This window comes from Achromobacter sp. DMS1 (assembly GCF_001270295.1).
Window position 1 is genome coordinate 1 of sequence record NZ_LHSJ01000007.1, and the last position, 13,123, is coordinate 13,123.

General features: G+C 65.5%; 14 protein-coding genes and 1 pseudogene. 12 read left to right on the top strand and 3 right to left on the bottom strand.

Going from position 1 to position 13,123, the window contains the following annotated elements; all coding sequences use genetic code 11:
* From AD428_RS01640 to AD428_RS01660, 5 genes and pseudogenes are all read left to right on the top strand, one after another.
* Positions 1 to 484, top strand: a pseudogene (locus tag AD428_RS01640) (P-type conjugative transfer protein TrbL); the annotation flags it as partial.
* A gap of 30 nt (positions 485 to 514) precedes the next feature.
* Positions 515 to 1,219 (top strand): conjugal transfer protein TrbF, encoded by a 705-nt coding sequence (gene trbF, locus AD428_RS01645; RefSeq protein WP_053243915.1) that lies wholly within the window; start codon positions 515 to 517, stop codon positions 1,217 to 1,219.
* A complete protein-coding gene (gene trbG / locus AD428_RS01650; RefSeq protein WP_053243916.1) occupies positions 1,216 to 2,229 on the top strand; it encodes a P-type conjugative transfer protein TrbG in 1,014 nt (337 codons plus the stop codon). The genes trbF and trbG overlap by 4 nt, the downstream gene beginning before the upstream one ends.
* Positions 2,230 to 2,231: 2 nt before the next feature.
* Complete coding sequence (locus tag AD428_RS01655) at positions 2,232 to 3,497, top strand: TrbI/VirB10 family protein (RefSeq protein ID WP_053243917.1); 1,266 nt, start codon at positions 2,232 to 2,234, stop codon at positions 3,495 to 3,497.
* On the top strand, positions 3,494 to 3,724 hold the full coding sequence (locus AD428_RS01660; protein ID WP_053243918.1) for a DUF2274 domain-containing protein: 231 nt from the start codon (positions 3,494 to 3,496) through the stop codon (positions 3,722 to 3,724). Before AD428_RS01655 ends, AD428_RS01660 begins: the two co-directional genes overlap by 4 nt.
* 146 nt (positions 3,725 to 3,870) lie before the next feature.
* Here the strand turns inward: AD428_RS01660 and AD428_RS01665 are convergent, their stop codons facing one another.
* Positions 3,871 to 4,479, bottom strand: a complete 609-nt coding sequence (locus tag AD428_RS01665; protein ID WP_053243944.1) for a glutathione S-transferase family protein — start codon at positions 4,477 to 4,479, stop codon at positions 3,871 to 3,873.
* A gap of 44 nt (positions 4,480 to 4,523) precedes the next feature.
* Positions 4,524 to 5,108 carry an isochorismatase family protein gene (locus tag AD428_RS01670; protein ID WP_053243919.1) on the bottom strand — a complete coding sequence of 195 codons (585 nt, stop codon included), beginning with the start codon at positions 5,106 to 5,108 and terminating at the stop codon, positions 4,524 to 4,526.
* Between the two features lie 145 nt (positions 5,109 to 5,253).
* On the opposite strand from AD428_RS01670, the gene AD428_RS01675 reads away from it, so the two are divergent.
* The 3 genes from AD428_RS01675 (at position 5,254) to AD428_RS01685 (ending at position 7,667) form a co-directional block, all read left to right on the top strand.
* Complete coding sequence (locus AD428_RS01675) at positions 5,254 to 6,117, top strand: LysR family transcriptional regulator (RefSeq protein ID WP_235488808.1); 864 nt, start codon at positions 5,254 to 5,256, stop codon at positions 6,115 to 6,117.
* 393 nt (positions 6,118 to 6,510) lie between these two features.
* On the top strand, positions 6,511 to 7,071 hold the full coding sequence (locus AD428_RS01680; RefSeq protein ID WP_053243921.1) for a DUF924 family protein: 561 nt from the start codon (positions 6,511 to 6,513) through the stop codon (positions 7,069 to 7,071).
* Positions 7,072 to 7,460: 389 nt separating this feature from the next.
* The gene (locus tag AD428_RS01685) at positions 7,461 to 7,667 is read left to right on the top strand and encodes a cold-shock protein (RefSeq protein WP_053243922.1); all 207 of its coding nucleotides are present in this window, start codon (positions 7,461 to 7,463) and stop codon (positions 7,665 to 7,667) included.
* 113 nt (positions 7,668 to 7,780) lie between these two features.
* Here the strand turns inward: AD428_RS01685 and AD428_RS01690 are convergent, their stop codons facing one another.
* Positions 7,781 to 8,326 carry a TIGR00645 family protein gene (locus AD428_RS01690; protein ID WP_053243923.1) on the bottom strand — a complete coding sequence of 182 codons (546 nt, stop codon included), beginning with the start codon at positions 8,324 to 8,326 and terminating at the stop codon, positions 7,781 to 7,783.
* A gap of 246 nt (positions 8,327 to 8,572) precedes the next feature.
* On the opposite strand from AD428_RS01690, the gene AD428_RS01695 reads away from it, so the two are divergent.
* The 4 genes from AD428_RS01695 to clpX all read left to right on the top strand — a co-directional run bounded on the left by AD428_RS01695 (position 8,573) and on the right by clpX (position 12,862).
* Positions 8,573 to 9,328 (top strand): M48 family metallopeptidase, encoded by a 756-nt coding sequence (locus tag AD428_RS01695; RefSeq protein ID WP_053243924.1) that lies wholly within the window; start codon positions 8,573 to 8,575, stop codon positions 9,326 to 9,328.
* Between the two features lie 158 nt (positions 9,329 to 9,486).
* Positions 9,487 to 10,797: a trigger factor gene (gene tig / locus AD428_RS01700; protein WP_053243925.1), complete on the top strand. Its 1,311-nt coding sequence runs from the start codon at positions 9,487 to 9,489 to the stop codon at positions 10,795 to 10,797.
* Between the two features lie 4 nt (positions 10,798 to 10,801).
* The gene (clpP, locus tag AD428_RS01705) at positions 10,802 to 11,455 is read left to right on the top strand and encodes an ATP-dependent Clp endopeptidase proteolytic subunit ClpP (protein ID WP_053243926.1); all 654 of its coding nucleotides are present in this window, start codon (positions 10,802 to 10,804) and stop codon (positions 11,453 to 11,455) included.
* Between the two features lie 108 nt (positions 11,456 to 11,563).
* Positions 11,564 to 12,862 carry an ATP-dependent Clp protease ATP-binding subunit ClpX gene (gene clpX, locus AD428_RS01710; RefSeq protein ID WP_053243927.1) on the top strand — a complete coding sequence of 433 codons (1,299 nt, stop codon included), beginning with the start codon at positions 11,564 to 11,566 and terminating at the stop codon, positions 12,860 to 12,862.
* The last annotated feature ends 261 nt before the right edge of the window (positions 12,863 to 13,123 follow it).

The following is a 13,123-nucleotide window of genomic DNA, read 5'->3' on the forward strand; positions in this document are numbered from 1 at the left end:
TGGGCGGTGCGTCATGGCGCGCGCACGCATGGCCCCGGCCGCCGCCAAGCTGGCCGGCAGCGGCGCACGCGCCGCCACGTCGGCGGCCAGCAGCGCCAAGTCCGCATTCCAGGCCGGTTCCGTCGCTGCGGGCGGCGGGGCCAAGGGCGCTGCTGCGGGCCTTGGCAACGTCGCCAAGACCGGCGCGCAGGCCGCAGGCCGCCGCGCTGCGTCCGGCGCTTCCGCTGCCGGCCAGAAGATGGCCGATTCCTTCCGGGCTGGCTGGAACGGCGCGGATGCCGGCGCTGCCGGCTCCGGCCAGGCCGCCGCAGGCGAAGGCGCGGACAGCGCCGCCAGCGCGCCGAAGCAGGAGCAACCCGCCTGGGCAAAGCGGATGCACCGCCGCCAGCAGATCACCCATGCCGCAACCACCGCCGCCCACACGCTGCGCGGAGGTGACGGCGGCGGCTCGGGGCAAGGCCCGAGCCTGCGTCCCGATGAATGACTCGATACCTGACCACCAAGGAGAACCCCTATGCGATTCAAGCGACCGCAGGTGCGCTATGCCGACACGCCGCAGCCTGCAACCCCTTACCAATCCGCCGCACAGGTGTGGGACGACCGTATCGGTTCGGCCCGCGTCCAGGCCAAGAACTGGCGATTCATGGCCTTCGGCTGCCTCACGCTCGCGCTGCTGATGGCTGGCGGCCTTGTATGGCGCTCGGCGCAGTCCATCGTCACCCCATATGTCATCGAGGTCGATCAGTCCGGGCAGGTGCGCGCCGTGGGCGAAGCGGCTACGCCGTACCGGCCCGCCGATGCGCAGATCGCGCACCACCTGGCGCGCTTCGTCACGCTGGTGCGCTCGCTGTCCATTGACCCCATCGTGGTGCGGCAGAACTGGCTGGATGCCTATGACTACACCACCGACAAGGGCGCGGCCGTGCTCAACGACTACGCCAGCAAGAACGACCCCTTCGCCCGCATCGGCAAGGAGTCGGTGACGGTGCAGATCACCAGCGTGACCCGCGCCAGCGACACGTCTTTCAACGTCCGCTGGACGGAACAACGGTTCATCAACGGTGCCGCCGCTGGCACCGAGCGGTGGAACGCCGTGTTTTCCACCGTCCTGCAAACCCCGCGTACCGAGCAGCGCCTGCGCAAGAACCCACTGGGTATCTACGTCAATGGCCTGTCGTGGAGCCGCGAACTGGATTCTTCCGAAGGAGCCAAGCCATGAACCTGTCTTTCCGCTTTTACGCTTTGCCGTCGATCCTGCTGGCATCGACTGTCCTCTTCTCGGGCTGCGCCTCGCAGGGCAAGCCGCCGCCGTCCATTTCGCTCGATGAGCCGGTGCAGGCGCAGCCGCTGCCGGAGCCGCCCGAGCCGGTGGAAGTAGTCGCCGTGCCTGAACCGCTGGCGCTGCCTGCGCAGTTGAAGCCGTTGCCCGAGGTGGACGCGGCCCCGGCCGCGCCGGAGCCGGCCGACGAGAAGTTGCGCGTCTCGCGCGCTAATGCCGAAGCGCGCATCGCGCCCACGCGCGAGGGCTACGTCAATGCGATTCAGGTATGGCCCTTCACGGATGGCGCGCTCTATCAGGTCTATGCCGCGCCGGGGCGCGTGACCGTTGTTTCGCTCCAGCCCGGAGAGGAACTTGTCACTGTCGCGGCTGGCGACACCGTGCGCTGGATCGTCGGCGACACGTCCAGCGGAAGCGGCGACGCGCTGCGCGTCAATGTGCTGGTCAAGCCCATCCGTTCGGGTCTCAAGACGAACTTGGTCATCACCACCAGCCGCAGGACGTACCTGCTGGAGCTGACCTCGACCGAGAAGGCGTGGATGGCCTCGGTGTCCTGGGACTATCCGAAAGACCGGATGCTGGCCTTGCAGCGCCAGGCGCAGGCGGCCAGCGCCGCCGCGCCGGTCGATACCGGCCTGTCGCTGGAGAAGATCCGCTTTCGCTACGCGGTCAGCGGCAGCAATCCGCCGTGGAAGCCGCTACGCGCCTTCGATGACGGCGAGAAGGTCTACATCCAGTTTCCGCCGGGCATCGCCCAAGGCGAGCTGCCGCCGCTGTTCGTCATCGGCGCGCAGGGCGACGGGCAACTGGTGAACTACCGCTTCCGTCCACCTTACTACATCGTGGATCGGCTGTTCGGCGCGGCCGAACTGCGCCTGGGCGGTGATGGCGGCGATGTGGTGCGGATCGAACGCACCGATGGCGTGGCATCAAGGAGTGGGAGGAACTGACCATGAGCCAGGATGACACCCCCGGCCTCGCCACGCCGCAGGCGGGCAAGATCGCGCCCGAGGCGGTGGCGCTTCGCGCCCAGCCGCGCCCGGTCACGCGCTTGAACCGGCGCACGCTGGCCATCCTCGCCGGCACCCTGTCGGTCGCCGTGCTCGGCGCGCTGATGTGGTCGCTGCAACCGCAGCGGCGCGGGGCCAACGAGCAGACCGAGCTTTACAACGTGGATCGCGTCTCGAAGTCCGAAGGGCTGGACGGACTGCCGGCCGACTACTCGAAGCTGCCGCCGAAGGTGCCGGAGCTGGGGCCGCCGCTGCCGGGCGATCTTGGCCCGGCCATCGTGAAGTCGCAGCAGCCGGTGACGGCCGCCTACGCGGCCCCCGGCCACGACCCCAACGATGCGCTGCGCAAGGAAGCCGAAGCGGCGGCGGCATCGTCGGTGTTCTTCCGCTCAGGGTCGCAAGCCGCGCCGGTGGCGCAGACGCAGGTGGCCGCTGCGCCGGGCTTCGCCGCCAATGCGGCCTTCGACCCGCTGGCGGCCGGGCCTGCCTCGACGGCGGCCCAGCCTGCCGATCCGACCGCCGTGCAGAACCGGCAAGACCAGAAGGAGGCTTTCCAGAAAGCCGGAATCACGGAAACCCGCAATTCCGGCAATCTGACCCTGCCGGCTTCGCCGTATCAGGTCATGGCCGGAACGGTGGTGGCCGGGGCGCTGGTGACAGGCATCAAGTCCGATCTGCCGGGCGACGTGATCGCCACGGTGACGGAGCCGGTCTATGACACGGCCACCGGCAAGTTCCTGCTGATTCCGCAGGGTTCGCGCATCCTTGGGCGCTACAACAGCCAGGTCAGCTACGGGCAGAGTCGCGTGCAGGTCGTCTGGAACCGGATCATCCTGCCGGATACGTCATCGCTCACGCTCGATAACCTGGCTGGCACCGACCCGGCCGGCTATGCCGGCCTGGAGGATGACGTGGATTGGCATTGGGATCGCATCTTTGCCGGCGCGGCGCTGACCACGCTGCTGGGCATCGGTGCCGAGCTGGCCGCGCCGGAGAACCGGCAGGACGGTGATCGCGTCATCATCGCCGGCCGCGACAGCGCCCAGGACAGCATCAATCAGGTCGGCCAGGAGATCACCCGGCGCAACATGAGCATCCAGCCGACGCTGACCAGCCGGCCGGGCCTGCCGGTGCGCATCATCGTGGCGCGCGACCTCGTATTGCGTCCCTACCAGCCGTTGTTCTACCAGCGAGGAGGTATCCAATGAGCACGACGAAAAAACTCCGCTTGGGGCCGCTGCCGCGCCAGGAAGTGACCAAGCTGACTTTCGCTTGTCCAGTCAGCTTGAAAGGGGACCTCGACCGCTACGCCGCATTGCATGCGCAGACGTATGGCGAGGCGGTCGATGCGGCGACGCTCATCCCGCACATGCTGGAAGCCTTCATGGCTGGGGACAGAGGATTCAGGAAGGGCGCCCGCTCAAGAGCGGCATGAAAAGGTCAGCTTAGGTACGTTGATATTTATCGTGTGCAGTGCGTCTCGCGAAGTAAGGATTCTTGGCGCTGTGGCGCAGTACATCGCCTGCGGCCTCTCGTGCTCGGGACCGGCATGTTGCCGGATGCCCATCGTGATGGTTTCGCTCAAGTCGAGCGCCGCAACACATCCCGCACCGTCGGGTCCTGCTCCATGCGGGCATAGAAGCGCGCCACGCCCGGATAGTCCTTCCAGGTCTTGGTCAGCTTGCCCGTCCACCGCGTCATGACGAAGGCATAGGCGTCCGCGGCAGTGCGACGCTCACGGTAGACGTGGCTGCCCTGGCCGATCAGCCGGTCGAGATGCTGCATCACGCGGTCGATGCGCGCGTGCGCTGCGGCGCGGACATCGTCGAGTGCCTGGGGCGTGTGGTTGGTCGTGTAGCGCTGGGGAGTAAAGAAAGGCCAGAACGCCGGGTGGAAATCACCGGTCAGGAAAGCCATGGTCTCGGCGAACTCAAAGCGGCCCTGGACATCATCGTCCGCGCCGAGTTGTGCATCGGGATGCATGTCCGCGATGTACGTCAGGATCGCATCAGACTGGGTCATGACGCGCGGCCCGCCGATATCGAGTGCGGGCACCATGGCCAGCGGGTTGACGCGTCGGAACGTCTCCGAGGCGTAATCGGCCCGGATGACCTCGAATTCAGCGCCGGCCCATTCCAGTGCGATCCAGCACGCGACGGCGCAGGTGCCCGGTGCGTAATAGAGCTTCACGGGTCGATCCTGCGGCCACCTTGCGCCATCCTGTGTGTCGGCGCTCATGCCTGCAAGGACTCGCCGAGCACCGCGACGAGCTGGCTGCCTTCCGGCGTCGACCAGTCCCCGGCCAGGCCCGCCAGCAATTGGTTGGTGCCCAGCACAGTGGCACCGGCTCGCGCCATCCGATCGAGCGCAAGATCGTCGGCAATTTTGCCGGGGGAGCCCCCGGCATCGGCCGCGACCAGCACTTCGTGGCCCTGTTCGAGCAGAGTGAGGACGGGAAAGACCGTACACACGTCGTTCGTGACGCCGGCGACGATGAGCGTCTTGCGCCCCGTCGCCTTGACCGCCGCGGCGAACTTCTCGTCTTTCATGGCGTTGACGATGCCGGCGCGCTGGATGCGCGATTTGAATGCCTCCGGCAGGATCGTTTCGAGTTCGCTCAGCAGCGGTCCCTGCGCATGGTCTTCCATGCTCGATGTTAGGACCACGGGCAGCTTCAGGATGCTGGCGGTTCTGGCCAGCATCAGCGCGTTGCGCTTCATCTCCTCGAAGGGGATCGACTTGACCCAACTCATCGTGCCGACCTGATGGTCGATGAGCAGGACGGCGGCGTCTCGCCAGGATGCAGGTGTGTCGGCCATGGTCATTCTCCAGAGTCGCACGGTGGACGACAGTGCCGCCCTTGCCATGTTCGCACTATCCACTGAACCATATTTGGTGTAAATACGGAAAAACTGGATTCAGAATGCCATTTTTGGAGCAATGAAAGCAGACCCCTTGAGAGACATGAGCCTGTTCGTCGAGGTGGCGCGCGCCCGGAGTTTTCGCCGCGCCGCCGAGGCGCTGGGCATGCCAAGTTCGACCCTGTCGCGCCGGGTTCTTGCGCTGGAGCGGGCGATCGGGCTGCGCCTGCTGCATCGCACGACGCGCCGCATCGAGCTGACGGAGGCCGGGCAGATCTATTTCGAGCGCAGCCGGCGCATCGTCGAGGAGGCGCGTCTGGCGCACGAACAGCTTGGCGACCTGGTATCGCAGCCGCGAGGCGTGCTGCGGGTCTCGCTGCCCGTGGACTTCGCCACCGTATTCCTGGCCCGATGTCTTCCGGCGTTCTGCCGCCGCTATCCCGAGATCGAGTTCGAGCTTGACCTGACGCCGCGCCGGGTCGATCTCGTGGCCGAACCTTTCGATGTGGCGATACGCATGGGCGAGTTGCCGGATTCGCACCTCGTCAGCCGCAAGATCGCGGAGGTGCCGCGTCATCTCTACGCGTCGCCGCAATATCTCGATGTCCATGGTGAACCTCGGGAACCGGGTGATCTGTCATCGCACGCGTGCATGCTTTTCCCCAACGAGACCCGTTGGACATTGCTGCGCGATGGCGTCAGGCGGGAAATCCCCGTGGCCGGTCGGTTCCGCCTCAACAACGTCGGCATGATGCAGCGCCTGGCGGCCGAGGGGCTGGGCATCGCCATGCTTGCCCAGGAAGCTGTGCAGGCAGCGTCTGCAGCGCAGCATCTGCGGAGGGTGCTGCCCGATTGGCAGGCACCCCCCATCGCGGTGCATGCACTCACCGAGACGCGGCTGCTGCCAGCGAAAACCCAGCACTTCATCGAGTACCTGAAGAAGCATCTGTCGCAGCGTGCGGCGTGATGCGTGCGCCTGGAGGCTGTGACTCTGGGAATCGGGATCAGAAAGGCAAAGCGGAACGAGATTGTCGTTACCACCGGAGAGGTGAAACTCCAGCATCGTCGGCCACGCAACTCGACGCGCTTGCTTGCAACAGTGGCGGAGGGTGCAGGCTACTATTCACGGACAAGGGTATCGCCTGAGGAGGTCAGCCTCGCTGTCACACGCCTGCGCTTTCTTTTCGAAGACTCTTATATGGCACCTGGAGCAGCGCGCCACGCTTGTGGAAGCCACTTCAAGCCGATCTAACCTACTGTCATATATACGGTTTCAAGCCTTGCGTGTTTTGCGCCAAAGACTTGACACGAGAACTTTTTTGTTTTGGGCGCCGCGGCGCGCTGCCCGAGCGGGGTTTCCATGGCCGATCTTTCTTCTTCCCGGTCCCCGGCATTCCGGGATGTGGTGCGATTCTGGCGCGCGGCCGGGCCGGCGCGCTGGTTCAGCAAGAGCCCCGCGTTCGACCGGGAATTCCGGCAGCGCTTCGAGGCCGCGCACATGGATGCCGCCGCGCGGCGCCTCGACGCCTGGTCGGCCGAACCCGAGGGCGTGCTGGCGCTGGTCATCCTTCTCGACCAGTTTCCGCGCAATGCCTACCGCGGCACGGCGCACATGTTCGCCACCGATCCGCTGGCGCGCGCATTCGCGCAGGCCGCCGTCGACGCGGGGCTCGACCAGCGGGTCGATGCCGCCATGAGGCAATTCGTCTACCTGCCTTTCGAGCACGCCGAAGACCCGCAGGCGCAGGAAAGGGCGGTCGCGCTCATGGAGCCTCTGGGGCAGGAGCCGCTGCGCTGGGCGCTGGTGCACCGCGACATCATCGAGCGTTTCGGCCGCTTTCCCCACCGCAATGCGCTCCTGGGCCGCGAAACCTCCGCCGCCGAGCAGGCTTTTCTGGACGCGGGCGGGTTCGCCGGCTAGGGTTGGCGCGTGCGGGGCGCGGCCCGGCCCCTCCGGGAACCGCAGGCCGTTGCTTAATCTGTTAAGCGGCGGCCGGCATGTATCCGTGGTTGGCTACATGAAAATATTTGTGTATGCGATGGTTTTTGCCGGGGTCAAAAGGGCAAAAAAGGCCGCCGCGCGGCGGGGCCGGAGGGCTGCCGGGCGGCTCGGGCATGCGCGCACCCATGGCATTTTTCAGCGAACCCCCATAAACTGAAATCCCAGCGAGATTTTCAAGCGACGCGGTCTCCGTTTACTGTCGCCGTCAGCGATGCGGGGCTTTTGCCTCCGGCAGTTCCGCCCCCGGCATTCTTGATGATCTGGCGCCCCGGGCTATCGCTCTCACACGCTTGGAAGGACAGGTACTTATGGCAACCGGCATCGTCAAATGGTTCAACGCCGAAAAGGGGTACGGCTTCATCGTGCCCGACGACGGCAGCAAGGATCTTTTCGCCCACTACTCGGAAATCCGCAGCGAGGGCTACAAGACGCTCCAGGAGAACCAGCGCGTCACTTTCGACATCGGCACCGGCCCCAAGGGGCCCAGCGCCAAGAACATCAAAGTCACGCCCTGACCGGCGCGGGCGCATCGCCCTTGCTGCAGCAAAAAAGCCCCGTAAGGGCTTTTTGCCTTGCGCCGCCGAAAGCCGCGGGAGCCCGCAGCGGCCCGCGGGCGCCCAATAGGCGCTCAATGGCGTCCGGGCGGCGGCGTGACGAGCTTGTCCACCAGGGCGATGCCCAGCGCGGAAAGAATGAAGAGGCCATGGATGATGGTCTGCCACATTACCCCCGACTCGGTGAAGCGCGTGCCCGGCGCGCCCAGGGAGCCGGCCTCGATGAAGGTGCGCAGCAGGTGGATGGAAGAGATGCCGATGATCGCCATGGCCAGCTTCACCTTCAGCACGCTGGCGTTGACGTGGCTCAGCCATTCGGGCTGGTCCGGGTGGTTCTGCAGCCGCAGGCGCGACACGAAGGTTTCGTAGCCGCCCACGATCACCATGACGAGCAGGTTCGAGATCATGACCACGTCGATCAGGCCGAGCACGATGAGCATGATTTCCATCTCGCCGAAACTCGTCGCGTGGGTCAGCAGGTGCCAGAGTTCCTTGAGGAACAGCAGGACATACACGCCCTGGGCCACGATCAGCCCCAGGTAGAGGGGCAGCTGCAGCCAGCGGGAACTGAAGATGAGGGCGGGCAGCAGGCCCAGCCGGGGAGTCTGATTTTCAATCATGGGGTAGATGCGAGCCGTGGGTGGAAAAAGCGGGCGGCAATTTTAACAATGCCGTCAGCTTTGCAACCCCGTCCGCCGACGTGGGGAGGGCGGCGCCTACCACGTTCGCGCCACGGCGGGCGCACATTTATGTAAGCGGATTTCGCATTTGCGAAACTCTGTGGCGAAGCGGCGCGTCTCTTGCGGCCCTATATAGAATGCGGCCTCACTCGGGACGATCCCCGTCTGCACACAGGAGTTTTTTCCATGAAGATCCGCTACACCGCCGCCGCGCTCGCCCTCGCGCTTGCCCCGTTCTCCGCCTCGTACGCTCTGGACATCGGCGGGATGATCGGCGCGGGCAGCAAAGTGGTGCAGGCCGCCACGCTCAGCGACGCCGACATCAAGGCGCTGTCCGACAAGGCCTGCGCGCAAAGCGACTCCCAGGAGAAGATCGCCGCGCCGGGCAGCAAGTACGACGCCCGCCTGCAGAAGCTCGCCAAGTCGCTGGGCGCCACGGTCAACGGACAGCGCGCCAACTACAAGGTCTACATCACCAAGGACGTCAACGCCTGGGCCATGGCCAACGGCTGCATCCGCGTCTACAGCGGCCTGATGGACATGATGAACGACGACGAGGTGCTGGGCGTGGTGGGCCACGAGATCGGCCACGTGGCCCTGGGCCACAGCAAGAAGGCCATGCAGACCGCCTACACGGTGTCCGCCGCCCGCGACGCCGCCGGCGCCGCCGGCAACTCGGCCGTCTCGGCCCTGAGTTCGTCCCAGCTGGGCGACCTGACCGAAAAGTTCATCAACGCGCAATTCTCGCAGTCGCAGGAAAGCGCGGCCGACGACTACTCCTTCGACCTGCTGCATGCCAAGAAGCTCAACACTCGCGGCCTGGTGACGGCGTTCCAGAAGCTTGCCGAGCTGGATGGCGGCAAGAGCGATATGATGAGTTCGCACCCGTCCTCGGCCAAGCGCGCCCAGCACATCGAGGAGCGCATCGCCACGGCCAAGTGACCGGGCCGGCAGGCCGCCTTTTCCGCCGAAAACGGGGCGCGGGCCTCCGGGCTTATCCGGGGGGCGCGCCCCGTTGTGTCAGGGGGGCGGCAGTTTCCGGTAAAATGGCGCGTTTATCCGCCCGTCATCTTTTTATCTTTCGGAATATAGGTCTTTTAATGCAGCCTGTGGTTGAAACCCTCTCCGGCCTCGAGCGCCGTGTTGATCTGGCCGTTTCGGTGGCCGACGTCGAAAAGGAAGTCCAGGCGCAATTGAAGCGCGTGGCCCGCACGGCCAAGGTGCCGGGCTTTCGTCCCGGCAAGGCGCCGCTCGCCATGCTCGAGCGCAGCCATGGCCCCGGCATCCGCTATGACGTGATCAACAGCCAGGTCGGCCGCGCTTTCGAGGCCGCCATCGACGGCGCCAAGCTGCGCGTCGCCGGCGCTCCCAGCCTCGAACCCAAGACCGAAGGCGCCGCGGAAGGCACGCTGGCCTTCACCGCCACGTTCGAGGTCTATCCCGAAGTCGCCGTCCCCGACCTCTCCACGCTGTCCGTCACGCGCTACGACACCGCCGTGACCGACGCCGAGGTCGAAAAGACCCTCGACGTGCTGCGCAAGCAGCGCGCCACCTACGAAGCCCGCGACGGCCGCGCGGCCCAGGACGGCGACCGCGTCACCCTGGATTTCGCCGGCACCATCGACGGCGTGCCGTTCGACGGCGGCAAGGCGGAGAACTTCGCGTTCGTGCTCGGCCAGGGCCGCATGCTGCCCGAGTTCGAGGAAGCCGCCGGCGGCCTGAAGGCCGGCGAAACCAAGGTCTTCCCGCTCAAGTTCCCCGATGACTACCAGGGTAAGGAAGTCGCCGGCAAGACCGCCGAATTCACCATCACCGTGAAGGAAGTGGCCGAAGGCGTGCTGCCCGAAGTCAATGGCGAATTCGCCAAGTCGCTCGGCCAGCCCGAAGGCGACGTCGAGAAACTGAAGGCCGACATCCGCAGCAACATCGAGCGCGAGGTCAAGGCCCGCTCGCAAGGCCGCACCAAGGCCAGCGTGATGGACGCCCTGGTCGAGGCGGGCAAGTTCGACGTGCCCAAGGCGCTGGTCGACAACGACGTGCAGAGCCGCGTGGCCGCCGCCCGCGAGGAACTGAAGCAGCGCGGCGTGCCCAACGCCGAATCGGTGCCCATTCCCGCCGAAGCCTTCGCCGCCGAATCCGAGCGCCGCGTGCGTCTGGGCCTGCTGGTGTCCGAGCTCGTCAAGCAGGCGCAGTTGCAGGCCAAGCCGGAGCAGGTGCGCGCCCGCATCGAAGAGTTCGCGCAGAACTACGAACAACCCGCCCAGGTTGTCAGCTATTACCTGTCCGACCGCCAGCGCCGTGCTGAAATCGAAGCCATCGTGCTGGAGGACAACGTCGTCGCGCACGTGCTGGAAAAGGCCAAGGTCACCGAAGAGAAGGTGCCTTTCGATCAGTTGATGGGGATGGCGTAACACCATGCAGAGATTCACCGATTTCTACGCGGCCATGCACGGCGGGTCCTCCGTGACCCCCACCGCCCTGGGGTACATCCCCATGGTGATCGAACAGTCGGGGCGCGGCGAGCGCGCCTATGACATCTATTCGCGCCTGCTGCGCGAACGCCTCATCTTCCTGGTGGGGCCGGTCAACGACGCCACCGCCAACCTGGTGGTGGCCCAGCTGCTGTTCCTGGAATCGGAGAATCCCGACAAGGACATCTCCCTGTACATCAACTCGCCGGGCGGGTCGGTGTACGCGGGCATGGCCATCTTCGACACCATGCGGTTCGTCAAGCCGGACGTCTCCACGCTGTGCACCGGCCTGGCGGCCAGCATGGGCGCGTTCCTGCTGGCGGCGGGCACGAAGGGCAAGCGCTTCACGCTGCCCAACTCCCGCATCATGATCCACCAGCCCTCGGGCGGCGCCCAGGGGCAGGCCTCCGACATTCAGATCCAGGCCCGCGAAATCCTGGACCTGCGCGAGCGCCTGAACCGCATCCTGGCCGAGAACACCGGCCAGCCGGTCGAGCGCATCGCGGTGGACACGGAACGTGACAACTTCATGTCGGCCGAAGATGCGGTATCGTATGGATTGGTGGACAAGGTGATGACCTCCCGCGCGGAAGGCTGACTTCCCGAGGTTGATCCCACACCCTGCTGCCGTCACGATTGAGTAAGCGTAGGCTGCGCCGGGCCTGCAAGCGGTCCGGCGCGTCGTTACCTGAGATACGAAACACATATGCCTGAAAAAAAGGGATCGGCAGACGCAAAGGTGCTGCATTGTTCGTTTTGCAACAAGAGCCAGCATGAAGTCCGCAAGCTGATCGCGGGCCCGTCGGTCTTCATTTGCGACGAATGCATAGACCTGTGCAACGACATCATCCGCGAGGAGGCCCAGGCCACCGCGCGCGCGGCGATTCGTTCCGAGCTGCCCACTCCGGCTGAAATCAAGACCTTCCTCGACCAGTACGTCATCGGCCAGACCGGCCCGAAGCGCATGCTGGCGGTGGCGGTCTACAACCACTACAAGCGCATTCGCCACGGCGAGATCAAGGGCGACGAGGTGGAGCTCTCCAAGAGCAACATCATGCTCATCGGGCCCACGGGTTCCGGCAAGACGCTGCTGGCCCAGACGCTGGCGCGCATGCTGAACGTGCCCTTCGTCATGGCCGACGCCACCACCCTGACCGAAGCCGGCTACGTGGGCGAGGACGTCGAGAACATCATCCAGAAGCTGCTGCAGAACTGCAACTACGAAGTCGAGAAGGCGCAGCGCGCCATCATCTACATCGACGAAATCGACAAGATTTCCCGCAAGTCCGACAACCCGTCGATCACGCGCGACGTTTCGGGCGAAGGCGTGCAGCAGGCCCTGCTCAAGCTCATCGAGGGCACGGTGGCCTCGGTGCCGCCGCAGGGCGGCCGCAAGCACCCCAACCAGGACTTCGTGCAGGTCGACACGACCAACATCCTGTTCATCGTGGGCGGCGCCTTCGACGGCCTGGAAAAGATCATCCGCGATCGCACCGAGAAGTCCGGCATCGGCTTCTCGGCTTCCGTGCGGGCCAAGTCCGAGCGCGGGGTGGGCGAGCTTTTCAGCGAGGTCGAGCCCGAAGACCTGATCAAGTTCGGCCTCATTCCCGAACTGGTCGGCCGCCTGCCGGTGGTCGCCACCCTGGACGAGCTCGACGAGGCGGCCCTGGTGCAGATCCTCACCGAGCCCAAGAACGCGCTGGTCAAGCAGTTCCAGAAGCTGTTCGCCATGGAAGGCGCCGAGCTGGACGTGCGCCCCGCCGCCCTCAAGGCCATCGCACGCAAGGCGCTGCGCCGCAAGACCGGCGCGCGCGGCCTGCGCTCCATCATCGAGCAGGCGCTGCTGGACACCATGTACGAGCTGCCTTCCCAGGGCAACGTCAAGCGCGTGGTGCTGGACGAGAACGTCATAGAGGGGGACGGCAAGCCGTTGCTCATCTACGCGGACGAAGACGCCGCGCCGGAAAAGCCGGCGCGTGGAGAAGTCCGGGACGCCGCCGCCTGATGGATATTTCAAAAAACCCGTTCTTGAAACGGGTTTTTTTGGTTTGGAACGCCCCGGATTTGCCAGGCCGGGTAGTCTATGCAGCAGGCGTCCCGTTTCCGCACGATGCTCCGGAAGCGGGCAAAACCGTACTGGAGGCCTTTTCGCATCGTTTTTGCTTATCGGTCCGCCAGGATCTTGAATTTTCGGCTATTGTTCCCATAACAGACGTAACCGACGAGACGGCCAGGCGCAGCCCGGCTCCTCGTCCCCGATACGCCG